This window comes from Vibrio maritimus, assembly GCF_021441885.1.
Taxonomy (GTDB): Bacteria; Pseudomonadota; Gammaproteobacteria; order Enterobacterales; family Vibrionaceae; genus Vibrio; species Vibrio maritimus_B.
In genome coordinates this window covers 748,372-771,133 of record NZ_CP090439.1, presented here as the reverse complement: position 1 = coordinate 771,133, position 22,762 = coordinate 748,372, and the positions used below count along the sequence as shown (strand labels likewise).

22 protein-coding genes are annotated in these 22,762 nt (G+C 46.7%); 15 read left to right on the top strand and 7 right to left on the bottom strand.

Annotated elements, in window-relative coordinates; all coding sequences use genetic code 11:
- Positions 1–21 precede the first annotated feature (21 nt).
- Entirely contained in the window at positions 22–822 is an 801-nt protein-coding gene (locus LY387_RS20020) for an acyl-CoA thioesterase (protein WP_234497613.1), read from the top strand.
- Positions 823–852: 30 nt separating this feature from the next.
- On the opposite strand, the gene LY387_RS20015 is transcribed toward LY387_RS20020, so the two are convergent.
- From LY387_RS20015 to ulaR, 4 genes are all read right to left on the bottom strand, one after another.
- Entirely contained in the window at positions 853–1,671 is an 819-nt protein-coding gene (locus LY387_RS20015) for a Cof-type HAD-IIB family hydrolase (protein WP_234497612.1), read from the bottom strand.
- On the bottom strand, positions 1,661–1,906 hold the full coding sequence (locus LY387_RS20010; RefSeq protein ID WP_234497611.1) for a hypothetical protein: 246 nt from the start codon (positions 1,904–1,906) through the stop codon (positions 1,661–1,663). The genes LY387_RS20015 and LY387_RS20010 overlap by 11 nt, the downstream gene beginning before the upstream one ends.
- 54 nt (positions 1,907–1,960) lie before the next feature.
- Positions 1,961–3,028: an L-ascorbate 6-phosphate lactonase gene (ulaG, locus tag LY387_RS20005; protein WP_234497609.1), complete on the bottom strand. Its 1,068-nt coding sequence runs from the start codon at positions 3,026–3,028 to the stop codon at positions 1,961–1,963.
- Between the two features lie 108 nt (positions 3,029–3,136).
- Complete coding sequence (gene ulaR / locus LY387_RS20000; RefSeq protein ID WP_234497607.1) at positions 3,137–3,892, bottom strand: HTH-type transcriptional regulator UlaR; 756 nt, start codon at positions 3,890–3,892, stop codon at positions 3,137–3,139.
- Positions 3,893–4,256: 364 nt separating this feature from the next.
- On the opposite strand from ulaR, the gene LY387_RS19995 reads away from it, so the two are divergent.
- From LY387_RS19995 to yegD, 8 genes are all read left to right on the top strand, one after another.
- On the top strand, positions 4,257–6,017 hold the full coding sequence (locus LY387_RS19995) for a PTS ascorbate-specific subunit IIBC (protein WP_042474967.1): 1,761 nt from the start codon (positions 4,257–4,259) through the stop codon (positions 6,015–6,017).
- 55 nt (positions 6,018–6,072) lie between these two features.
- Positions 6,073–6,552, top strand: a complete 480-nt coding sequence (locus LY387_RS19990) for a PTS sugar transporter subunit IIA (RefSeq protein WP_234497606.1) — start codon at positions 6,073–6,075, stop codon at positions 6,550–6,552.
- A gap of 10 nt (positions 6,553–6,562) precedes the next feature.
- Positions 6,563–7,255, top strand: a complete 693-nt coding sequence (locus LY387_RS19985) for an L-ribulose-5-phosphate 4-epimerase (RefSeq protein ID WP_234497605.1) — start codon at positions 6,563–6,565, stop codon at positions 7,253–7,255.
- Between the two features lie 4 nt (positions 7,256–7,259).
- Positions 7,260–8,081 carry a Cof-type HAD-IIB family hydrolase gene (locus LY387_RS19980; RefSeq protein WP_234497604.1) on the top strand — a complete coding sequence of 274 codons (822 nt, stop codon included), beginning with the start codon at positions 7,260–7,262 and terminating at the stop codon, positions 8,079–8,081.
- A gap of 5 nt (positions 8,082–8,086) precedes the next feature.
- Complete coding sequence (locus tag LY387_RS19975) at positions 8,087–8,734, top strand: 3-keto-L-gulonate-6-phosphate decarboxylase UlaD (RefSeq protein ID WP_234497603.1); 648 nt, start codon at positions 8,087–8,089, stop codon at positions 8,732–8,734.
- 8 nt (positions 8,735–8,742) lie between these two features.
- Positions 8,743–9,636 (top strand): L-ribulose-5-phosphate 3-epimerase, encoded by an 894-nt coding sequence (locus LY387_RS19970; RefSeq protein ID WP_234497602.1) that lies wholly within the window; start codon positions 8,743–8,745, stop codon positions 9,634–9,636.
- A gap of 135 nt (positions 9,637–9,771) precedes the next feature.
- Positions 9,772–10,197 carry a hypothetical protein gene (locus LY387_RS19965; protein ID WP_234497601.1) on the top strand — a complete coding sequence of 142 codons (426 nt, stop codon included), beginning with the start codon at positions 9,772–9,774 and terminating at the stop codon, positions 10,195–10,197.
- A 172-nt stretch (positions 10,198–10,369) separates the two neighbouring features.
- The gene (yegD, locus tag LY387_RS19960) at positions 10,370–11,722 is read left to right on the top strand and encodes a molecular chaperone (protein ID WP_234497600.1); all 1,353 of its coding nucleotides are present in this window, start codon (positions 10,370–10,372) and stop codon (positions 11,720–11,722) included.
- A gap of 96 nt (positions 11,723–11,818) precedes the next feature.
- Here the strand turns inward: yegD and LY387_RS19955 are convergent, their stop codons facing one another.
- Complete coding sequence (locus LY387_RS19955) at positions 11,819–13,837, bottom strand: alkyl/aryl-sulfatase (protein WP_234497598.1); 2,019 nt, start codon at positions 13,835–13,837, stop codon at positions 11,819–11,821.
- A gap of 108 nt (positions 13,838–13,945) precedes the next feature.
- On the opposite strand from LY387_RS19955, the gene LY387_RS19950 reads away from it, so the two are divergent.
- The gene (locus LY387_RS19950) at positions 13,946–14,845 is read left to right on the top strand and encodes a LysR family transcriptional regulator (RefSeq protein ID WP_234497596.1); all 900 of its coding nucleotides are present in this window, start codon (positions 13,946–13,948) and stop codon (positions 14,843–14,845) included.
- Positions 14,846–14,862: 17 nt separating this feature from the next.
- On the opposite strand, the gene LY387_RS19945 is transcribed toward LY387_RS19950, so the two are convergent.
- The gene (locus tag LY387_RS19945; protein WP_234497595.1) at positions 14,863–16,203 is read right to left on the bottom strand and encodes an MATE family efflux transporter; all 1,341 of its coding nucleotides are present in this window, start codon (positions 16,201–16,203) and stop codon (positions 14,863–14,865) included.
- A 99-nt stretch (positions 16,204–16,302) separates the two neighbouring features.
- Positions 16,303–17,139, bottom strand: a complete 837-nt coding sequence (locus LY387_RS19940; protein WP_234497594.1) for a helix-turn-helix domain-containing protein — start codon at positions 17,137–17,139, stop codon at positions 16,303–16,305.
- A 124-nt stretch (positions 17,140–17,263) separates the two neighbouring features.
- Here LY387_RS19940 and LY387_RS19935 point away from each other — a divergent pair, with 124 nt between their 5' ends.
- The 5 genes from LY387_RS19935 to LY387_RS19915 all read left to right on the top strand — a co-directional run bounded on the left by LY387_RS19935 (position 17,264) and on the right by LY387_RS19915 (position 22,756).
- The gene (locus LY387_RS19935) at positions 17,264–18,142 is read left to right on the top strand and encodes a helix-turn-helix domain-containing protein (RefSeq protein ID WP_234497593.1); all 879 of its coding nucleotides are present in this window, start codon (positions 17,264–17,266) and stop codon (positions 18,140–18,142) included.
- Between the two features lie 112 nt (positions 18,143–18,254).
- Positions 18,255–19,112 (top strand): nuclear transport factor 2 family protein, encoded by an 858-nt coding sequence (locus LY387_RS19930; protein ID WP_234497592.1) that lies wholly within the window; start codon positions 18,255–18,257, stop codon positions 19,110–19,112.
- A gap of 75 nt (positions 19,113–19,187) precedes the next feature.
- A complete protein-coding gene (locus tag LY387_RS19925) occupies positions 19,188–20,081 on the top strand; it encodes a protein-ADP-ribose hydrolase (protein ID WP_234497591.1) in 894 nt (297 codons plus the stop codon).
- A gap of 157 nt (positions 20,082–20,238) precedes the next feature.
- The gene (locus LY387_RS19920; protein WP_234497590.1) at positions 20,239–21,216 is read left to right on the top strand and encodes a LacI family DNA-binding transcriptional regulator; all 978 of its coding nucleotides are present in this window, start codon (positions 20,239–20,241) and stop codon (positions 21,214–21,216) included.
- A 298-nt stretch (positions 21,217–21,514) separates the two neighbouring features.
- Positions 21,515–22,756 (top strand): extracellular solute-binding protein, encoded by a 1,242-nt coding sequence (locus LY387_RS19915; protein WP_234497589.1) that lies wholly within the window; start codon positions 21,515–21,517, stop codon positions 22,754–22,756.
- Positions 22,757–22,762: the final 6 nt, after the last annotated feature.

The window sequence follows — 22,762 nt, the reverse complement described above, 5'->3', positions numbered from 1 at the left end:
CGTTAACATAAGGTGGTGGGGATGCACTTCGACGAATTAATAGCAAAAGCCAAGCTCTGCGCGCAAACTGGTGAGCATATGTCGATCCCTGCGTCGTGGGGGCAAGGACGTACGGTTTTTGGTGGATTATCCGCATCATTGCTGTATACCGTGATGCAGTCTCATCTTAGTGGGGAGCGCGTTTTACGGTCTCTCAACACAAATTTTGTCGGACCCTTACTCGTAGATGTGCCGTTTACCTTCGAAGTAGAAGTACTTCGTGAAGGAAAAAGTGTCTCTCAACTGAGTGCGCGACTGATTCAAAACGGTAAGGTTGCCGTGTTCCAACAAGGTTGTTTTGGTGCAGATCGTGACTCTAGCATTGTCGTTAAAAATAACGATAACCACATTATGCCAGTGCCTGATGATCTTCCTAGATTTCCAACCATCGAGCAGGGCGCGCCAAACTACACCTCTCATATTGATTTAGCGTTAGCTCGCGGACATCTACCTTTCACCGGGAGTAAAGACTCCCACACATGGGGCTGGATGCGCTTTAAAGTGGCACCAAAACTCATCTCTGATGCGCATCTCATTTGCTTAGTCGACGCATGGCCTCCCGGCGTACTGCAAATGATGGATACACCAGCGCCAGCGAGCTCTATGATGTGGAACTTAGAGTTTATTCATCCTCATCGTCCCGTTCAGCCTGAAGATTGGTTTGCTTATCAATCACACACGCGTCAGGCAGCTGAAGGCTACGCCCACGCGCAGGCGAATATTTGGAATAATCGGGGAGAATTAGTGGCGGTGAGCAGGCAGAGCATCGCTATATTTGATTGAGTTTTCACAAGGGAGAGCGAATGCTCTCCCTTATTGTTTGTTGATGAAATCGAGTGCTTCTAGCATACCGTTATCATCGTTGCTGCTAGTCGTTATATAGCGAGCCTGTTGCTTGAGCTTATCGGTTGCATTGTTCATGGCGATAGGCAGACCAACAGCGTCAAACATCGAAACATCATTGTCATTGTCACCTACCGCTGCGGTTTCGAAGGGTGAAATACCCATAGCAGTCATCAATTTTGAGAGCAGAACACCTTTGCTGTTCCCTTTGCGATTAAATCCAATTCGGTTATACCAAGACTGTTCAAAGCTGAACTGGTTTACGATACGACTATCATTCTGAATACTCGATATCTCTTGCTCAGTTCCCTCGGTCACGAAAGTCCAAACCTGCTTAGCCTCAACGACCTCTTCTTTTACGCTGTCGACCCGAATAATTTTGGGTTGTAAGCCTTCAGGAAGGTGCTCTCCCCACTTTTCAAGTTTGTTGATGTAGTTAGCAGGGTGACGGTATTCCAATATGATTTTGTCATCGGCGTAGGCAATGAGATCCAAGTTCTCAGATCTAGAAAGGAAGTGGTCTACGTCGGTTTTATCGATTGCGCTTTCGTAGCTATATCTGTCACTGGTAACGTCGTAGAGATAAGAGCCATTGCAGCAAATAATGGGTGTTTGGAGACCTAATTGTTGGTGATAAAACACGACGGTCGAGTGATGGCGTCCTGTCGTAAGGATAAAATGTATATCATTAGACAGGGTTTTAATCTGTTTAACGACTTCGGGCCAAATATCACCTTGAGAGTTCAGAAGGGTGCCATCGAGATCGATCGCTACAAGCTTATATTTCATCTCGCACCTCTATCTGATGTGCACCAAGACCTATCGCGTTTGCGGTATTGAGTAAGGCTCTACGGGTTTTAAATAGGCGTGGTGTTAGGTCGCGACCTGTTTCAAGGAAGCTATTCACTCCCCATTTAGAGCTCATGACGAGCAGGTAGTATCCCCTTGAGTGGCTAGTTCTAAGAGCGATAGCGCCTTCGATATCACCGAGCGCAAAGTGATGTTTAAACTCCCTGAGTAACATAGACTCTCCTTTCTGAACAAAAAAAGGGGGGACGAAAAAGTCCCCCTTGGTGTGTTATAGGAAAGCGCGATATGGCAGCTCTGGGTCGTTTTTAAAGATATCTTTAAATCCACGGAAGTGTTGGTAGTGCATACGACCTTTATCTGTTGGATAGGTATATTTACCACCTACCTGCCAGAAGAAGGGAGCAAAACCGTATTGAAGGCGATCTTTCTTCATGTTCCACAGCACCTCAATTTCGCGCGGATCGTTCTGGAAGTTCGCCCAAATATCGTGGTGGAATGGCATAACTACTTCACAATCAAGTGACTCAGCGGCGCGTAGAATGTCTGATGACGTCATTTTGTCGGTCACACCGCGAGGGTTTTCACCGTAAGAGAGTAGGGCGACATCGATTTGGTACTCATTTCCGTGAGCGGCATAGTAGTTTGAATAGTGAGAGTCACCTGAATGGTAAACGCTGCCGCCAGACGTTTCGATCAGATAGTTGACTGCACGTTTGTCCATGCCGTCCAAAATCTCTTTGTCATACGAAGAGGTACCTTCTGGCAGAGTGACCAAAGCGGTGCGGTCAAATGAGTCCAACACACGGATCTTCATATCACCGACTTCCAACACATCACCAACTTTAGCAACGATGCAACGATCCTCTGGCACACCCCAGCCCATCCATAGGTCAACACAGGCTTGTGGACCGATGAACTTCACGTGACTGCCACAGTTCTGAAGAACCGCTGCCGCTACGTTAACATCGATATGATCAGCGTGATCGTGTGAAGCCATTACCGCATCAATCTCTTTGATAGCAAAAGGATCAAGAGGGAAGATCGCTGTGCGAAGGTTAGGCTGAAGGGCTTCTACACCACCCATACGCATCATTTGATGCTGGTTTTTCATAAACTGGTTTTTCTGAGTTTTCTTACCCGTGCCACACCAAAAGTCGATCGAAACATTGGTATTGCCTTCGCTTTTTAGCCAGATACCCGTACAGCCTAGCCACCACATAGAGAAAGTGTTCGGCTCTACCTTGGTGTTTTCAATCTCTTCGTTTAGCCAAGTTCCCCACTCAGGAAATGTGTTTAGGATCCATGATTCGCGAGTGATTTCGTTTACGTTGCTCATAACAATACCTTTTATTTCAATAAATTGGATTAATTTTGGATGTAGGGTGCCGAGCGTTCCTTAAATGAAAGGAACACTTGGGCTAGATTGTTGTTTCTTTGTTTTTATTTAAACCAGTAGAACTTCCGTACCGCCATCTTGAATGGCTTCAATCACGGCAGGATCAGCATCTTTGCCGGTTATTAGAATGTCTATTTTGTTGGATGGGCAAAACAGCATGCCGGTACGATTGCCGATTTTTGAGCTATCTACCACAACGACCAATTTGTCGATTTGCTCGAGCATTTGTTGCTCTGATACCGCTGTCAGCATGTCCGCTTTATAGAGCCCAGCTTCTGTTAAGCCTTTGCCACTGGTAAACATCCAATGGCCGGCATAGCCGCCAAGTGAATTGGGAGAAGGGTTTAAGAATATATTCTGTGCCTTGTTGTACTGACCACCAATAATTATCACGTCTTCATGATCTTCATTTATCAAGTAGCTTGCGAGTGGGAAGTAGTTGGTTACGATCTGCACGTCTTGCTGACAGAGTTCTTGCCCCAACAAAAAGGCGGTAGAACCACAGTTGATCACGACACTATCCCCAGGCTGGCAAAGAGACGCTGCTTTTACGGCGATACGTGACTTCTCGTGATAGTGGTCAGTAGTGTCGATATTAAGAGGGCTCCAGTTTTTACGTTTTGCCTCAATGCGTTCAGCGCCATTTCTGACTTTCTTTAGCTTTCCTAGCTCATCGAGTTTAGCGATATCACGTCGTGCCGTAGCTGGTGAGACATCAAAACTCTCAATAATGTGCGCAACGTTGATGACTCTTTTCTCATCAAGAAGCGACAGAATTCCATCATGTCGTTGTAATTCATTCATGTTATCACCCCAATTGGTCATCAAGTGATTACTTGGTGATTATTTATGACTTTTAATGATTGTATTTTGCTCATGAGTGAGTGTCAAATTCTGTACAACTAAAAGTGGGATGTGAGTCACCAAAATATTATAAGTTGTTGTTTTGTAAGGTTTGTTTGATTTTATGGTGATCCGTGTGGCAAAAAATACGTTTCCCACAAACGAAAATTGACAAAAATCAAAGCAATCACAAATGAGCATTGAATGATTACTTATGATTGGTAATGTTTATTGTGTGAGCAAAAGCTGAACAGATATCAGTGAAAACAACACAGAAAATTTCTGACCTACACATAAATATAAAACATCACCAAGGGGCAAGAATATGGAGTTTCTATACGACATCTTCTACATATTTTACAGTCAAGTAATGACAAAAGCGCCGCTACTACTGGGTTTGGTAACTTGTATTGGTTACTGGCTACTTAGACGTGACGGCACCACAATAATTAAAGGCACCATCAAAACTATTGTCGGCTTCATGCTGGTACAAGTGGGAGCGGGCACACTTGTTGCTGGTTTTAAACCAGTGATTGAGAAACTTTCAGAGTTCCATGGGCTGACCGGCTCCGTCATTGACCCTTACACGTCAATGATGGCAACGATGGAAACCATGGGCGACAACTACTCCTGGGTTGGCTATGCGGTATTACTCGCACTGGCGATCAACATCCTACTCGTTCTTTTCCGCCGAGTGACTGGTATTCGAACCATCATGCTGACCGGACACATCATGTTCCAGCAAGCGGGTTTGATTGCAGTATTCTATTTCGTGCTTGGCGCAACCATGTGGGAAACCATCATTTATTCCGCTGTATTGATGGCGCTTTATTGGGGTATTTCCGCCAACATCATGTTCAAGCCTACTGAAGAGGTCACCGGTGGTGCGGGCTTCTCAATCGGTCACCAACAGCAAGTTGCGTCGTGGATTGCAACTAAAGTGGCACCGAAGCTAGGTGACAAAAATGACAGCGTTGACAAACTTGAACTCCCTAAGTGGTTGCACATTTTCCACGATAGCATTGCGGCTACGGCTATCGTAATGACGGTATTCTTCGGCATTATCCTGTTGTCATTCGGTTTGGATAATCTACAAACCATGGCAGGCAGCACACACTGGACTATCTACATCCTAGAAACTGGTCTTAAGTTTGCGGTTGCTATTCAGGTTATTGTTGCTGGTGTACGTATGTTCGTTGCCGAGCTTTCAGAAGCATTTAAAGGTATTTCAGAGCGCGTTATTCCTAATGCTGTATTGGCCATCGATTGTGCGGCTATCTATGCATTCTCTCCAAACGCGATGGTGTTTGGTTTCATGTGGGGTGCTATCGGTCAATTCGTTGCGGTACTTGCAATGCTGGCGTTTGATGCTCCAATCATGATCATTCCTGGCTTTATCCCAATGTTCTTCTCAAACGCGACGATCGGTGTGTTCGCAAACCACTTCGGTGGCTGGAAAGCGGTGATGAAGATCTGTTTCGTGATGGGCATCATCGAAGTAGTGGGTTCGGCTTGGGCAATTCACTTGTTCACGCAGCAAGGCACCGAATTCAGTGGCTGGATGGGTATGGCTGACTGGGCATTGATTTTCCCACCAATCATGCAAGGTCTATCAACGTCTAGCATGTTCTTCTTCGTTCTCGTTGCTCTAGCTGGTGTCTACATGTTCTTCGCATCACGCACACTTCGTGCAGAAGAAGATGCCTTAGGCACGGTAACTGTGACTGAAGAGCCAGAAGTGATTGAAGCGGTAAACAAAGCGATTGAAGCAAGCGATGGCGTGCGCCCAGTAAGCATTCTAGCGGTATGTGGTAACGGTCAAGGCTCATCAATGATGATGAAGATGAAGATCGGTAAATACCTAGAGAAGAAAGGTGTACCACACGTTATGGATTCATGCGCGGTTTCTGACTACAAGTCGAAGCTAGCGTCGACCGACATCATAGTATCCTCAAAACACCTCTCAGCAGAGATGGAACCAGGTGAAGGCAAGTTTGTACTTGGCGTGCAAAACATGCTGAACCCTAACTCGTTTGGTGATGAGCTCCTCGACATTATCAACACCAACTTTGCCACTCAAAAATAATAACAACCTATTGAAATGGGTCAGGTAAATCCTGACCCAATAAAGGAGATATAACATGGCCCTGAAGCAATCCCTGATCGAAAACAACTCTATTCTACTTCACGCCTCTGCGACTGACTGGCGAGAAGCGATAACGCTAGGAACGGATATGCTGATTGCCTCTGGTGCAATTAAGCCTTCGTACCATACCGCTATCATCAGTAGCGTAGAGAAGCTTGGTCCTTACATCTGTATTGCTCCAAATCTCGCCCTTCCTCATGCAAGACCAGAAGACGGTGTTGTTCGAACGGCATTTGCGCTAGTGACGCTAGATACCCCTGTTTACTTTGAAGGTGAAGATGAGCCAGTCGATGTTCTCATTACTCTAGCTGGCAGCTCTTCAGATGAGCACATGGAAGGGCTAATGGAGGTAACGCAAGTACTCGATGATGAAGACAGTGAAACTGGCGTTGATCTCGACAAACTGCGTCGCTGCAAAACGAAAGAAGACATCTATCACGTTATCGATGAAGCGTTAGCCGCTGAAATGGCGTAACGGAGGCGTTATGTATCAAGCGTTAAAACAACGAGTCCTAGCGGCAAACTTAGCCTTACCTAAATACGGTTTGGTGACGTTTACTTGGGGCAATGTCTCTGAAATTGACAGAGAGTTGGGCGTTATTGCCATCAAGCCTTCTGGTGTGGAATACGATGACATGAAAGTCGACGACATAGTGGTCATCGATCTTGAGGGACGCCGTATTGAAGGGGATCTAAACCCATCCAGCGACACCGATACTCATGTAGAGCTTTACCGTGCGTTCCCTGAGATTGGTGGCATTGTTCATACACACTCGCGCAGCGCGACTATTTGGGCCCAGGCTGGGATAGACATACCGTCACTTGGCACTACTCACGCCGACTATTTCTATGGGGATATTCCTTGTACTCGCAAGCTAACTAAAGCCGAGATTGCAGGGGAGTATGAGCGCAATACGGGTTTGGTCATTGTTGAAGAGTTCGCTCAGCGTGAAATAGACCCTATGTCTATTCCTAGCGTCATAGTCGCCGGTCATGCGCCCTTCTCGTGGGGCAAAAATGGTCACGACGCTGTGCACAATGCTGTCGTTCTGGAAGAGATTTCCGCTATGGCTCTCGCCACTCGCTCACTCAACAGCGGCATTAAGATTCAACCTGAGCTTTCTGACAAACACTATTTGCGCAAGCACGGCGACAACGCCTACTACGGACAGAGGTAACGAGATGTATAAGGTACTTGCACTGGATTTAGATGGAACGGTTCTAACGGACGAGCATACGATTCACCCCGATGTGAAAGTAGAAATTCAACGTGCTCAGCAACATTGTCACGTTGTTATTGTCACCGGGCGTCATCATACGGCAGCGAAGCCGTTCTACCAGGAATTGGGGTTAACGACACCAATCATTTGTTGCAACGGTACCTATGTTTATGACTATCAAAAGGATGAGGTTCTAGAGCATAACGCGATAGCCAAATCTGATGCGCAGCGTTTTATCGAGCTAGCGACCGAGTTTCAGATGAAACTGGTGATGTATGTAACCCATGAGATGACATACAGCCGAGCTAACCCTATCGCTTACATGCAAGCGCTGGAATCTTGGGCGGGACGATTTCCTCAAGAACAACAACCTCGAATTCGAAGAATTGACTCTTTTAGCGAGTTAGCCGAGCAAAGCGAGTATGTCTGGAAGTTTGTTGTAGAAGGCGCACCAAGCTCAGTGCAAAGGTTGTCCGAGCAGCCTTGGGTTAAGCGCAATTTTAATGGTGAGCGCTCTTGGTCAAATCGAATCGATTTTGCTGCCAAGGGCAACAGTAAAGGTAAACGTCTCGGACAATATGTAAAAGCACTTGGCTACGAGGCACACCACGTTATTGCCGCAGGAGACAACCACAATGACATCTCAATGCTTGAGTACGCAGGGTTGGGTGTGGCGATGAAAAATGCTGACGAGACGGTAAAAAAGAGCGCAAAAATTACCTGTAAAACCAATAACAATGAAGACGGTCTTGCCCGTCTACTACGTGAAATTATTAAAGGATAAGTAAGATGACTAAACCAATTATTCAAATCGCACTCGACCAAACACAATTACCTGCTGCGATTGAAGTAGCAAAAAACGTTGAGAGCTTTGTCGATGTTATCGAGGTTGGCACCATTCTAGCCTTTGCTGAGGGTATGAATGCGGTAAAAACGCTGAGAAAGAATCACCCGGATCATATTTTGGTCTGTGACATGAAAACCACAGACGGTGGCGCTATTTTATCTAAGCTTGCATTTGAAGCAGGCGCTGATTGGATCACGGTTTCTGCTGCTGCACATATCGCGACTATTGGTGCTTGTAAAAAAGTCGCCGATGAGTTCAATGGCGAAATCCAAATTGAGATTTACGGCAACTGGACGATGGAAGATGCTAAGGCGTGGGTTGATCTCGGCATCAAACAAGCGATTTACCACCGCTCAAGAGATGCTGAGCTTGCTGGTGTGGGCTGGACTGAGGTTGATCTGGTTAAAATGCGTCAGTTGTCCGATTTGGGCATTGAACTCTCAATTACAGGCGGCATCGTGCCTGAAGATATCTACTTGTTTGAAGGCATCAAAGCGAAGACCTTCATTGCTGGTCGTGCACTAGCGGGTGAGAACGGGAAGGCAACGGCCGAAGCGCTGCGAGATCAAATTGATCGCTTCTGGAACTAGGAGGACCCATGTTTGAAATGCTAGAACGCCCTAGAATGGGTCTCTATGAGAAAGCATTACCGAATGAGTTCTCGTGGGAAGATAAGCTTAAGCAAACCAAGCTGCTTGGATTCGACTTCCTAGAAATCTCAGTTGATGAATCCGACGAGAGGCGCAGCCGACTCGATTGGGATGACCAAGAAATTTACGAGCTAAAAAGGCTATGTGAGCGCTATGAAATACCGCTTCAATCCATGTGTTTGAGTGCGCATCGTAAGTTTCCATTTGGCTCTCTCGATCCAGACATACGAGCTCAAGCCGCGACTCATATGGAAAAAGCCATAACCTTGGCATATAAGCTCGGTATCCGAACCATTCAATTAGCAGGCTACGATGTTTATTATGAGCCCGCTAATGAAGAGACACATCAACTCTTTATCCAAGGGATGAAACAGGCTGCGAAAATGGCTGAGCGCGCGGGTGTGATGCTTGCCGTAGAGATAATGGACACCAGCTATCTCAATTCTCTGAGCAAGTTTGAGGTGTTAAATCGTGAAGTGAACTCACCATTTTTTGCGGCCTACCCAGATGTTGGCAACATCTCGGGCTGGAACTACGATGTGTCCACTGAGTTGGCGTTGAGTATGCCACATATCGTGCAGATACATTTGAAAGACACCTATAAGGTTACCGCCGATTATCCGGGTCAGTTCCGGGACCTCGTCATTGGCGATGGCGATGTTGATTTTGATGCTATCTTTAGCACCCTCAAACGTACTGAGTGTGTTGTGCCTATGGTCATAGAGATGTGGGCACAAGATGAACACTGGCGCGAGAATATCATCACGGCGAAGCAGAGGCTCAATCAAGTTTGTGCACGGGCAACAATGCCAGCCTTGTTTGCGGCGGAAAATGCGGCGTAAATCCTCATAAATTCGATTTAACTTCCTGATAAAAGACGCATAGGTTCCCCCGAGCAATGCGTCTTGTTCGTTCTATTGACATCCCTTTGTGATTACCTCACAGTTGACGCTTAATTCGACCTATTAAGCTTTCCTATGAAACTCCTGCACCTACAACTGTTTTGGCAACAGACCCAAAACACGCTACTCGAACTCGAAGATTTACCAACGCTAACTGAGCAGCAGCAGGTGGAATTTAACCAATGGATCAAACAGTGTAGAAAGCTACTGAGCTTTGAACTGCACCAACAGCCTTGGGTCAAAGTGAACCAAGATGGCTTTACGTCGTTGCTAGAATTAAGCCCTAACGGCACTCTAATAGAGCGCGACATGTTCGGTGGTAAGTCGCTTTCTGGGCTTTGGAAAGTGATGGATGGCTTGCTATTTATTAAAGTGATCAGCGGTGAATTTATTGTTGAATACCAAGTCGTTGGTCATTCAAAACAGAACATCCATGATGGTGTAGAGTACATCAATGGTCGCGCAAGTACGGTCAGCAAGTTCATTCAAGTCAAAGCTTAGGTTTGCTTCGCAGTTTTACACTGTAAACATTACTCTCATCATTCTCACCTCGTTTCAATGCGATGGTTTCATTTGACCCGTCTACCAGTGACGGGTTTACGTTACGCCACTTGAACTTCATTTTCAGGCTGCTATCCTTTGCCGCCCTTTTTCATGTGTTGAGGTAATTTCTATGGCTATCGGTTTTGATTACGGAACCGCAAACTGCTCCGTTGCACACCTAAATAATGGCAACGTAGAGCAAATCCCACTGGTAGGGGATAACTGCTACATTGCATCAACACTGTGCGCACCGACTGCCGAAACAGTTTCAGAATATCTGTTTCGTTGCCTGGACATATGTCCGTCCAACGACATTGGTGAGGCGGTATTGAGGCGCGCCGTTAAGATGAACCGTGAAGAAGGTATAGAGGTGATTCCGAGTGATGTCTTGTTTGGTGAGCAAGCACTTAACCTTTACTTAGAAGATCCGAAAGACGTGTATTACATCAAGTCACCAAAGTCCTTCCTAGGTGCCATGGGACTGCGTGATATGCAGCTTTCCTTCTTCGAAGATCTGGTTTGTGCCATGATGAGTAACGTAAAGCGCAGCGCTGAAGCAAATCTCGACCGCGCGATAGAGCAGACGGTCATTGGTAGACCTGTTAACTTTCTTGGACGTGGTGGCGATGCATCTAACCAGCAAGCTGAAGGGATATTGCTGCGTGCGGCAAATCGTGCTGGTTTTAAAGACGTCGAGTTTCAGTACGAGCCTGTGGCAGCCGGGCTAGAGTTTGAGTCTACCTTAACCGAAAACAAGAACGTGCTTGTTGTCGATATCGGCGGTGGTACCACAGACTGCTCCTATATTCAGATGGGGCCGTCTTGGGTTGGAAAAAACGACCGACAACAATCCCTTATCGCGCATACCGGACAGCTGGTGGGTGGTAATGATCTGGATATCTATATTGCGTTTCGCCGCTTCATGCATGCATTTGGTATGGGCACCAAGCGTCATTCTGGCTTAGATATTCCCGTGACACAGTTCTGGAATCCTATTGCCATTAACGATGTGCAAGCTCAGCGAAAATTTTACGCTCACGATAACCTAAAAGAGCTGAGACTATTGGCAAAAGAAGCCCTTGAGCCAGAAAAAGTCAATCGTCTCGTCGCTTTGCATCAAGAAACGCTTGGCTACGCCGTGATTCGTGAAGCAGAAAAAGCCAAAATTGCGCTAGAGGAAAGTGCTGATTACCAAGCCATGCTCGATCTGTATTCTGAGCATGTGGGTATCGAGATAACTCAATCAGACATGGCGGCGGCGATCGATAATCCAACGAAGAAAATTCAAGCGTTGGTGAAAGAAGCGGCGCAGCAAGCGGGCACCTTACCTGATGTGATTTACATGACAGGCGGTTCTGCGCGCTCTTCTGTTTTGCGTACTGCGGTTCAGGATGTGTTGCCGAATATCCCTGTCGTGTCAGGGAATTACTTTGGTTCAGTGACGGCCGGTTTGGCGAGATGGGCTGACGTCTGTTTTAAGTAAAATGATTGACTTATATTAAAATGACTAAGCCCAGAGTGTGTGCTCTGGGCTTTTTTATGGTGTGATTGTTGTTTGAGCCGATGCTCAGTGGAAAGCCTATTTAGTCGGCATTGGCAGAATTTCAAACATGCCGTCAAACTCATCAAGCGACGCGGCTAGCTGTCCGATAAGCTCAGCATTGCCCTTGATTCCCGCTTGACCCGATTTCAAGAGCTCATCAAGCGTGATTTGCCCAAGCGCTACTCGAGTAAGGTCGGCTTTATTGATTACCAGTTCGACGTTGGTCAGCGGCAATGTCTCCACTTCGATGTTACTCATGTTTGCGTTTGATACTTCGCCATAGTAACGCTCTTCCACATCTGGGTGATACAGCCCAAAGGTAAAGTCTAGACCCGCTTGCTCTGCTTTTTCTGCATTCAGACGCACGGCGATGAAGTCTAAGAACATGCCTGTTGGCGTGTTGGCAATCACGTCAGCAGATGCCAGTTTGATCGATGGTTTGATTTCACCGGTTCTAAGCTCAACCGCACCTTGAAGGTAGGAGTTACGCCATGCCATGGTTTCTGACTGATACCCTTGCTGCTCAAAACTGTCTGCGAGCGCATAACGATATTTCACGTTATTCGGGTCGCATTGCACTAGGTCGTTAAACAACTGCGATGCTTCTTGATACGCTCCTTGATTGAAGTGTTTCATGCCGGCGTCATACAACACTTCCGCACCCGCCGCTTTCACGTAAACACACGATTTCTCTTTGGTTTGTAGAGGATTGGTGTTAACCGGGTTCATATCGTGATAGCCCAAGTACAGGTTGACCACTGCGCGAGCATTGTGGCTGTATGAGCCATGATAGCCATTGGTATGCCATGTCTGCTTTTGAGACTCAGGCACTAGCTTTTCAATCTCACGACCAACATCGTGAATCGTCACACCGTGGTTAGCAAGCCGCATTGCTTGGTTGTGAATGAAACCGTAGTTGTCGCGTTGTAGCGTCATGTACTCAGAGATTTCGTTTATTTTTGTCTCTGGATTGTCCCAAACCGGCGCCGAGTGAGCTGCATGAATGTTGTCCACTAACCCCGAATCTACATAACGCATCTTCAGCTCTGTGAGGTACTTGGTCCACACAAGCGCGTCACGAACTTTTGCGCCACGGAACGTGTAGATGTTGTGCATACCGTCATAAGTCAGCTCTGCGGTGTTCAGTGAGCGATACTGAGGCACATACAGCACGATTTCAGCTGGAGCTTCAGCGCCTGGCATATTGATCGCGTGGAAATCGAGGCCATCGATGGTAATGACCTTTTCACGCTCTTGGATTTCTGTGGTTGGCGCAACTAAGGTGACTTCACCACGAGAGGTGCCCAGTCCGAGAGCGTTATCGACTATGCCTTTCTCATCATTATCCAGCGTTGTGCCGTATTGATAGTTCGCGCGGCGACCCATGGCGGTACCCGCGATGACGTTTTCATCCGCCAACTCTTTGATGAAATCTTTTGGTGCGTAGATAGGTGCGCCTTCACTAAAGTCGCCAGATTCATAGATGCCACGAGATCCACCAAAGTGGTCTGCGTGCATGTGTGAGTAAATCATCCCCGTGATTTTATGCTCGCCATTGATCTTTGGTAGATGCTGCTTAGCAAAATCCCATGACGCAGCAGCCGCTTCGCGTGACAGCAGTGGATCGTGAATCACGTAGCCATTATCGGTGCGATAGATGGTCATATTAGAAAGGTCGGCGCCTCGGATTTGATAAACGCCATCCGTTACTTCATACAGACCACCAGCCGCGTAGTTGAGCATGCCTTGGCGCCAGATAGAAGGGTTGACCGTAGGCGGGATCGCATCCACAGACAGCTCAGCCATAAACTCAAAGCGATTCTTTAGCTCGCCCGCTGCATGAGTGCCAAACTCGGCGATAAGACCGCGCTTGGTGCGATCAAAGGCAGAGGTATCTTCCCACGGAAGTGTGGCAGCAAGCGCTTGGTTAGCCTCAAGAGTATGGGCACTGGCTGGTTTGCCTTGGTAGTCCTCAAGACCAGCGTAGTCAGCGTGAGCTGCAAAAGATGCCATAACAGCGATAGCAAGAGTCGAAGGAGTTAGAGCTCGAAGCATAAATAACCTCATCACAGAATTAACAGGAAACGAGATCACTATACCCACTTGACTCATAAGCAAACATGCAATGTAATTTAGTTAATACATAATAGGTGGCTATGAATTATGACGCTTTCCGATTTTGACCTTAATTTAATGCGCGTGTTTTTAACCGTTTACCGCTGTCAATCCATTACGGTGGCGGCAGAGGTGTTAAACCTGACTCAACCCGGTGTCAGTGGTGCGCTCAAACGATTGCAAAACCAGCTCGGGCAGAAGCTATTTGTAAGAGACGGTCGAGGCATTGCCCCAACACATTTAGCGCATGAAATGGCACGTCAAATAGAGCCTGCATTAGAAGCGATAGAAAACACGCTGACCGATGCGCAGGAGTTCACCGTGGAGGGCAAGCGTCGATTTGTTGTCTACACCACAGAGCCGGTCATGCTGAAGCTGGTACCGAAAATTGAAGCCGATAAGAGTTTGGGTAACTGTGAGATCGTCTTGTGTCCGACAACAGTCAGTGAGGCAGAGCTGCTTGAAAAGCTCAATCTAAGACAAGCCGATTTGGCGATAGAGTTCTCTGAATCCTCGACGTCGAGCCACTTTACTCAGTCGTTTTTCTCCGATCAAATATGCGTCATAGCCAGCAAAAACCATCCACGAATCCAAGGCAAGATTAGTACTCAGGATTACTATCAAGAAAAGCACATTACCTTAAAGCTGCGCCGTGAAGAGATATTTCTAGTCGATTACTTCACCAAGGAACATATTCAGCCACGCAAGGTTGCTGCAGAGTGTGAGTCCTTACTAGCGTTGATGGCTTTAGTGGCAAGTAGTGAAAGTATTGGCATGACCAGTGTCAGTATGGCAACGCAGTTTGCGGAGCAGTTTGGCTTGCAGATCCTTGAGGCTCCGTTTAACTCTCTGCCGGTTGACTATGTACTGATGGGACACAAAAGAGAGCAGAACAGCAAAGCCAATATTTGGCTGCGCGAGAAACTGCTCTCTTATGTTTTAGATTAAGTATCTTTACCCAACCCTTAAGCCTCGGCTAGGGTCAGTTTCTGTCTTCTCATAAAGGCAAATAGGAGTACTAGGCTTATTAACGCGGTGGCGCCTTCGGCAAACAAGATGCTTGCCCAGATGCCATTGGTTGGGAATACGCCTGGTAACAAGATGACACCCAGCGCGACGAACACAAAACCACGAGCCAGTGAAATAACGGTTGCTTGGTTCGGTTTAGCTATCGCTTGAAACAGATTCGCTACCACCAGATTCAATCCCATCAATGGTGTGGCGTAGAAGAAAAACAGCAGTGCAGTAGCCGAAAGCTCTAACAGCTCACTGTCGGCGCCCAAGTAAAAACGCGCTACGTCTTCTGCAGTAAACCAGATGACCGATAAGAACAGAAAGCCACTGCCAATGGAGGTCACGAGTCCAAGTTTGAGCGTACTGTTTACGCGATCAGTTTTACTGGCACCATAGTTAAAGCTAATAATTGGCTGACACGCTTGGTTAATGCCGACAATCACAAATAGAGCAAATACACCCACGTTGGCCGTTAAGCCGTAAGCGATGATATGTCCTTCTCCAAACTGGCTAAGCAGCACATAGTTAAACAGCAAAATGGTGAGGGCTGAGGTGATCTCGATAAAGAATGTTGGTACGCCTATTTTCAAGATTTGACCGACTCTATCGAGCCCTAGCCCTTCCAGACTAAAACGTAATTGTCCTTTTTGCTGCCAAAAATGAGTCAGTAGAATCGTCGCAATGACGCCCTGTGAAATAGCGGTTGCGTAGGCGGCACCTTTCATACCCCAACCAAACTCAAGTACAAATAGGTAATCAAGGGCAAGGTTTGTCACTGCGCCAAATGACATGGCATACATGGCAAGTTTCGGGTTGGTATCGTTGCGCACAAAGCAAGACATGACCCATGCCAACGCATAGAGCACGAAGAACTTAAGCATAATGTCTAAGTAGTCATGCGCGAGCTCTGCCATGTAGCCGCTGGCACCCATTAGAGCAATGATCTCATCGAGCCAAATTAAAGCAGACACGACAGTAATCGTGGTGATAATCGCGGTTGCTAGCATCGATTGGCTAAACAAGGTTTGACCGATCTTGAGGTTGCCCTTCCCAAACTCAATCGACATCAGTGCAGCACCACCAATACCTATCATCATGGCGATAGCAGAAAAAAGCGAGTACGCAGGAATCGTGAGGGCAATAGCACCTAGACCTTCGGCACCGACACCTTTGCCTACAAACCACGCATCTCCCATGATGAAGATGGACTTGATGACCATGCCCGATAAAGCGGGCAATAAATACTGAATAAACGATTTCTGAATCGGATCAGATTTTAGATTTATGCTCATTGATAACCAAAATACGTTGAAAGTAATACGAACTCTATTACTGGTATTATCGTTACCAAAACTAGGCTAAGAAAGGGAGATTATGACCATTATCTGGCACTATTCGGACGTTCGTTTTCGAAATTCAGCGGGGGACTCACCCATTTGACCTCGATAAAAGCGTCCAAAATAAGAAGGATCATCAAAGCCCAAGTCTAACGCGATGGTTTTTACGGTTTTGGTGGAAAACAGTAAGTCTCGGTTGGCTTCCAAGAGGATTCGGTCATGCAAAAGGCGAGTAATGGTTTTGCCTACATGCTTCTTGGTGAGTTCATTGAGGCGTTTACTGGTAATGGATAATTTGTCGGCATAAAACTGAACGTGGCGCTGTGTACGATAATGGCGTTCAATCAACTCTAGGACCTTGGTCATGCGGGCGTCTTTGATCACCTGTTTGTCTTCTGTGTCGATGGAAAATCTTAGCAAGTAGCGCAAAAAACTGGTTAGCAGTGACTCAATCAGATCCCAATCGGTTTGTGGCTGGTGGAATTCATCCAACAACAGAGCAAATAGGGGCTCGAAATAGGCTAGCCCATCATCAGAGGTATCAAAGTAGGGCTGTTGGTCATCGTGGGCGCGAAACACGGTATTGAACATACGTTGGTGGCGCGGACGATTCTCTAGAAAATCGGTTGAGAAAATCATCATACGATAATTGTCAGTGAGCTCGGCGGTCTCGTGTACTTGTCCCGGAGCTATGGTGAAAAAGCGTCCTTTTTTACTCGGATACTCAACGAAATCGATGCTCTGTTTGCCGACATCATCCAGACACCAAATGATCTCAAAGTAATCATGTCGATGAGCACCAATAATCCCACCCTCATCATCGATGGCACTGTCGATGATCTGACAAGGGTTTCCTTTTGGGAGGGTGATGACGTTTATCTTATTGCTCATGTTGATCATACCAAATACACCGTCTCTCAATTATGACACTCAAAATTGTCGATTGCGACCAAACACCTTGTGTCGGAGCGCGTAAAAATTAACTAAAATACAAGCAGTAACATGGGGAGGATGGATGCAGATACCAACTATTGGTTTTGACCATAAGAAAACCAATCAAGCGGAGTTAGAGATATTCGATCTGGAATCTCTCTACCAACGAGAATACAAAGATCACTCGCCGCAGCGCCCACATCGCATCACTTTCTTCATGATGGTGTACATCGAACGCGGATCGGGTACTCATATGGTCGATTTCAAGAGCTACCCATTTGAGTCTGGGAGCATAGTCTTTGTACGCCGTGAGCAGGTTCACTGCTTCGATTTTGCCTCTCAACCAGTCGGCAAGGTGGTGATATTTACCCAGGAATTTCTCGACCAAGTCCACGCTAATATGCGTCTTCCTAACTACACGCCAACGCACCTCAATCAATCTCGCTCTCCTGTATTGGCTTTAGATAGTGATACTTGTCTTAGTGCCAAACGAATCATTGATGAGGTGTTAAAAGAGATATCCCATGGCAATACAGATCCTTTAGTGGTGATGTATCTGTTTTCTGCCTTCGCGTTGATGCTGCACAGGCTAAGGCCGGAAGAGCGTCACGATAAGCTGTCGCAGGAGCAGAGCGTTAAGTTAGCGCGTTTTTTTGATCTTCTACAAAGTCACTATGAGCGCACACGCGACGCCAATTGGTATGCCTCGCAGATCGGTACCACGTATAAAACACTCAATCAGATCTGCAAGCTGGCAACGGATCTTACCGCAAAGCAGATGATCGATGCGTTTGTAACGATTGAAATGAAACGTCGTTTGGTGGTGAGTAGTGTGACAACTCAGCAGCTCGCCTATGATTTTGGCTTTGAAGATGCCAGTAACTTTGTAAAGTACTTTAAAAACCAAACAGATATGACGCCAAGTCAGTTCCAAAAGCAGTACGCCGACCCTCATATTTAGCCGAAAACCTGTGTCTTGGGTTCGATATTGACCATTTTCTGACTCACTTCTACACGGAATTCCATCGAGCTTGTTCCTATTATTGTTCCCGAGCCAACAAGAGGAAAACAATATGAACAAGCTTACTCGTCTATTCGCTACGACAGCTGTAGCCGCTTCAGCCCTATCTGTTACCGCGATTGCAAACGCAGAAGAGATGACCAATCGCGAAAAGGCCGTTGCCGTCATTTCTAGCATTGAGACTGGCGATCAAAGTGCCATCGGCTATATCAATCCTGAAAATTACACGCAACATAACTTGGGTGTGGCTGATGGACTGGCAGGCTTTGGTGAGGTGTTACAGCAGCTTCCCGAAGGCAGCGCGAAGGCGAATGTGATTCGCACTATTCAAGACGGTGATTATGTCGCGCTACACACGGAATACAATTTCTTTGGCCCTAAAGCTGGCTTTGACATCTTCCGCTTTGAAGATGGTCTAATCGTTGAGCACTGGGATAACCTACAAGAGGTGGCCAAGCCCAACCCAAGTGGCCGTACCCAGTTTGATGGCGCAACAGAAATCACAGACCTAGATAAAACCGACGCCAACAAAGCCTTAGTCACGGACTTTGTGAAAACCATTCTTATGGGGGGCGATATGTCGAAGATTGGCATGTTCATCGGTGACAAAGATTCTGATTACATTCAACACAACACGGGTGTTGCCGACGGTTTAAGTGGATTAGGCGTTGCGATGAAGGCGTTGGCTGAAGCGGGTATGCCGATGGTTTACGACGCGAACCACTTGATTATTGGTGAGGGCAACTTTGTTCTTTCCGTCAGTGAGGGCAAGTTCATGAATCAACACGTGGCATTTTACGACTTGTTCCGCGTCGACAATGGAAAAATCGTAGAGCATTGGGACACCATCGAAGTGATTCCGCCAAAATCTGAATGGAAAAACGACAACGGTAAGTTTGGTTTCCAGTAAATACACCGAATCGTTCCAGGGAGGGTCACTTTCACAGTGACCCTTTTTATTTGTTAATACTCAGTTGGAGCCGTGATGAAAACGATAAATGTAGAAGATTACGCATCGGCTATAGAGCTTAATACGCTTTATCAAGTAATGCCTGTGGCGCTAGAGGTGAACGAGGCAATAGAAATGCTTTGGCGCGAGCTTGAGCCTGCGTTAGCAGCCTTAAGGGCACCGGAACTTGCAGATTGTGATGCTAATCGGCAGCGACATTGGATTGATGCTGCAATCACTATATTAGCACCGAACGCACTGAGCCCTAAAGGCGAAGCGGCACTTGATACGTTGCTCATGGCAGAAAAACATCAGCGAGAGATGACGTCAATAGCGTCACTGTTGGCCATGCCGTTCTTGACGATTGGCAACACCAAGATTGCCCTATGGAAGGGCGATATTACGACGTTGGAAGTGGATGCCATCGTGAATGCTGCCAATCATCAGATGCTCGGGTGTTTTCAACCGGGACATAAGTGCATTGATAACGCGATCCATAATCGAGCCGGTGTTCAGTTGCGAAGAGATTGCAACACCATTATGGAGATTCAAGGGCACGATGAAGTCGCAGGACAGGCGAAGATCACCCGTGGTTATCATCTGCCAGCGCGCTACGTGATACATACAGTAGGCCCAGTGGTTTCTGGGATAGTGCAAGAAGCCGACCGAGCGACGCTTGCCTCTTCGTATCGCTCTGTATTGGATATCTCGCAAAAGGTTTCAGGTATTGACTCTCTTGCGCTGTGCTCAATTTCAACCGGTGTGTATGGCTACCCTATTGAGCAAGCCACACCAATTGCGATTCAAGAGACAGTGGAATGGATAAAAGCCAATCCCAACAAGCTTAATAGCGTGGTGTTCAATGTGTTCAGTGACCGAGATTACGCGGTTTACCAAAGTCTTTTGGAGGAATTTGTATGTCAGCAATAGAGAAAACCTCTGTTGCTGTTTACGTCTTGTTATCGGTTTACACCTACAAGCCTCTGATTAAATTTGATTTGTTTATCATTACTGCATAAATCATTTGCTTAAACTACGTAAATGCTCCATTATTGCGTAAGTGTTTACGTAGTTTGAGGGTGTGACCGTGCAGGTTCAACAAGATGAAGAGAAACTCAAGAAGGCAACGATCCATGAAGCAGCAAGAATTGCCGGTGTGTCGATAGCCTCCGTGAGTCGTGCGCTCAATAACAAGCCTGGAATTTCTGAAAAGACTCGAGAGAAAATCTTAGAAGCGTGTAAGCAGTTGGGTTATGTACCCAGCAGCTCAGCCCGCGAATTAACAGGCAGTCGAAAGAACACCATTGCCATCTCTTTGGGTCCGCATGATGCCTACGCATCGCGCTATATTGGTATGCTTTGGCCCTCGCTCTCTGGTGCGTTGCGTAAATCAGGCTTAAACCTTTTACCTTCGAGCTTTGCTGAGCTGGAGATCTCACAAGTTGGTGGCGCCGTCTTGCTAGGCATCACGGCGAATGACCCTAGGATAGAGTACTGCCAGCAGCACAATATCCCATACGTATGTATTGGTATGGCGGAGGGCTCTTTTTGGGTCGCACCTGATGACTTTAATGGTGGCCGAATGGCTGCTCAGCATCTGGTAGATAACGGTCTGACGGGTATAGGCTTTGTAACGCCTACTACCTATGGCGATGGCTATCAATTTAGACACCAAGGTTACTTATCTGTGATGGCAAGTAACGCCTTACCAGTGCGAGAGCTAAGAACGGGGGCTGATCCGCTAGGTGAAATAGCGGCTTACCGACATTTTATGAACATGGATAAGAAGCAGCTTGAATCATATCAAGGCTTCGTGTGTGAATGTGATGAAACTGCGCTGGGCGTCATCGCCGCCTTAAAAGATAGAGGCTATCAACTACCACAAGACTTTTCTGTTGTGGGTTACGATGGGCTACCTGGTATCGCTGCAGGACTGACCACCATTGTCCAAGATACCGATGCAATCTCCGACAAAGTCGCGCAAATGCTGGAAAGTGCCATGCTAGGTGAAGAGCCGGTGGGCTCTGTTGTCTCAGTTACGCTCAGGAAAGGGGAAAGTAGCTAGACTGCTTTCTACTTATTTAAAAACCGCACCTCGTCGTGCGGTTTTTTTTACTTAAAATTTACGTATCTGACATTTAGCTTTCAAAGAAACACCTATTTTCACGCTCATCTAGCACGCCAATAACATACATTTCATCAATATGTATGCAATGAAATAGCTAAAATTATAGAAAACATGATCTTCATTGCATAAATAAGAACCTCACCATCCATCACAAAGTAAAATGTGATCGATGCAACGTAAGCGCTTACGTAACTCATGCATAATCCACGTATACAATTTAACGTGAACAGGAAGCATGATGAAAAAGACACTGACAGCGACTGCGATTATCGCGGCTAGTTTTGGTTTACATGCAGCAGAAAAGACAGAAGTCACTATTGCTGGATGGGGAGGGAACGATGTCGTGGTTCTCAATAAACTGGTAAACGATGTGCTTGCTGATGACTTTGACAAGGCAGGCATCGAAGTTAAGTACCAAGCGGTAGAGGGGGATTTCTCACAATTTATCACTAACTCCCTTTCTGCAGGTACTGCGCCAGACGCATTCTACATTGATGTCGTTTTCGCAAACACCATGGTGCAATCGGGAAAAGTTGCCGCCAACAGTGCTGAGCTAAATTCTGTTGCTAAGCACATGATTCCAAGCCTAAACGCGTCTTTTACTCTTCAAGGTGACCAATACGGCGTTGCCAAAGACTTCAATACCATTGCCCTACAATATAACAAAGACATTTTCGATGATGCCGGTGTTGATTATCCGACGAGCGAAGACTCTTGGGATCAGCTTCGCGACAAGCTAGTGGCGGTAAAGCAAGAACTGGGCGACGAAGTCTCGGGTGTGTGTGTGATGCCTGACTACGCTCGATTTGCACCATTTGCGTTAGCGACAGGCTGGAAGCCGTTTAATGAGCAAGGCCAAACGGTTCTTGATGAGAACTTTGAACGTGCATTTAACTTTTATACCGGTCTGGTGACTGAAGATGAGGTCGGCATTCTTGCCACTGACCTAGGTCAAGGCTGGGGTGGTGGCTGTTTTGGTACGGAAGAAACTGCCATTGCTTTAGAGGGTAACTGGATCAGTGGCTACCTGCGTGATAAAGCACCAAACCTACCGTACGGCACGACGATGATGCCAAAAGACCCAGTGTCTGGTGAGCGAGGTAACTTACTGTTTACCGTAGCCTGGGGCATCAACGCCGACGGTAAGAATATCGAAGCGGCGCAAAAAGCGGTTGAAATTCTAACCAGCCAAGAAGCGCAAGAATGGGTATTGGACTCTGGACTTGCCCTTCCAAGTCGAGAATCTTTGGGTAAATCCGAGTTCTTTTCGCAAAACACGGCCGAGAGCAATCTAGCTCAGCAGGTGTTTAAAGGTGCACTAGAAGGCAATGTCGAGCCGTTTTCATTTGGACAGCATGGCACCGCGTGGATGACACCTATCAACGAGGCGCTTAACTCTGTACTGCTCGGCCAAATGTCGCAAAAGCAAGCGATCAAGATGGCTCAAGACAAATATAACGCAATGACGGCGAAGTAGGTGAGT

Excerpts from the sequence above, each read along its gene's own strand:
- LY387_RS20020 (WP_234497613.1), top strand. The coding sequence starts at position 22 with ATGCACTTCGACGAATTAATAGCAAAAGCCAAGCTCTGCGCGCAAACT.
- LY387_RS20015 (WP_234497612.1), bottom strand. The coding sequence starts at position 1,671 with ATGAAATATAAGCTTGTAGCGATCGATCTCGATGGCACCCTTCTGAAC.
- LY387_RS20010 (WP_234497611.1), bottom strand. The coding sequence starts at position 1,906 with ATGTTACTCAGGGAGTTTAAACATCACTTTGCGCTCGGTGATATCGAA.
- ulaG (WP_234497609.1), bottom strand. The coding sequence starts at position 3,028 with ATGAGCAACGTAAACGAAATCACTCGCGAATCATGGATCCTAAACACA.
- ulaR (WP_234497607.1), bottom strand. The coding sequence starts at position 3,892 with ATGAATGAATTACAACGACATGATGGAATTCTGTCGCTTCTTGATGAG.
- LY387_RS19995 (WP_042474967.1), top strand. The coding sequence starts at position 4,257 with ATGGAGTTTCTATACGACATCTTCTACATATTTTACAGTCAAGTAATG.
- LY387_RS19990 (WP_234497606.1), top strand. The coding sequence starts at position 6,073 with ATGGCCCTGAAGCAATCCCTGATCGAAAACAACTCTATTCTACTTCAC.
- LY387_RS19985 (WP_234497605.1), top strand. The coding sequence starts at position 6,563 with ATGTATCAAGCGTTAAAACAACGAGTCCTAGCGGCAAACTTAGCCTTA.
- LY387_RS19980 (WP_234497604.1), top strand. The coding sequence starts at position 7,260 with ATGTATAAGGTACTTGCACTGGATTTAGATGGAACGGTTCTAACGGAC.
- LY387_RS19975 (WP_234497603.1), top strand. The coding sequence starts at position 8,087 with ATGACTAAACCAATTATTCAAATCGCACTCGACCAAACACAATTACCT.
- LY387_RS19970 (WP_234497602.1), top strand. The coding sequence starts at position 8,743 with ATGTTTGAAATGCTAGAACGCCCTAGAATGGGTCTCTATGAGAAAGCA.
- LY387_RS19965 (WP_234497601.1), top strand. The coding sequence starts at position 9,772 with ATGAAACTCCTGCACCTACAACTGTTTTGGCAACAGACCCAAAACACG.
- yegD (WP_234497600.1), top strand. The coding sequence starts at position 10,370 with ATGGCTATCGGTTTTGATTACGGAACCGCAAACTGCTCCGTTGCACAC.
- LY387_RS19955 (WP_234497598.1), bottom strand. The coding sequence starts at position 13,837 with ATGCTTCGAGCTCTAACTCCTTCGACTCTTGCTATCGCTGTTATGGCA.
- LY387_RS19950 (WP_234497596.1), top strand. The coding sequence starts at position 13,946 with ATGACGCTTTCCGATTTTGACCTTAATTTAATGCGCGTGTTTTTAACC.
- LY387_RS19945 (WP_234497595.1), bottom strand. The coding sequence starts at position 16,203 with ATGAGCATAAATCTAAAATCTGATCCGATTCAGAAATCGTTTATTCAG.
- LY387_RS19940 (WP_234497594.1), bottom strand. The coding sequence starts at position 17,139 with ATGAGCAATAAGATAAACGTCATCACCCTCCCAAAAGGAAACCCTTGT.
- LY387_RS19935 (WP_234497593.1), top strand. The coding sequence starts at position 17,264 with ATGCAGATACCAACTATTGGTTTTGACCATAAGAAAACCAATCAAGCG.
- LY387_RS19930 (WP_234497592.1), top strand. The coding sequence starts at position 18,255 with ATGAACAAGCTTACTCGTCTATTCGCTACGACAGCTGTAGCCGCTTCA.
- LY387_RS19925 (WP_234497591.1), top strand. The coding sequence starts at position 19,188 with ATGAAAACGATAAATGTAGAAGATTACGCATCGGCTATAGAGCTTAAT.
- LY387_RS19915 (WP_234497589.1), top strand. The coding sequence starts at position 21,515 with ATGATGAAAAAGACACTGACAGCGACTGCGATTATCGCGGCTAGTTTT.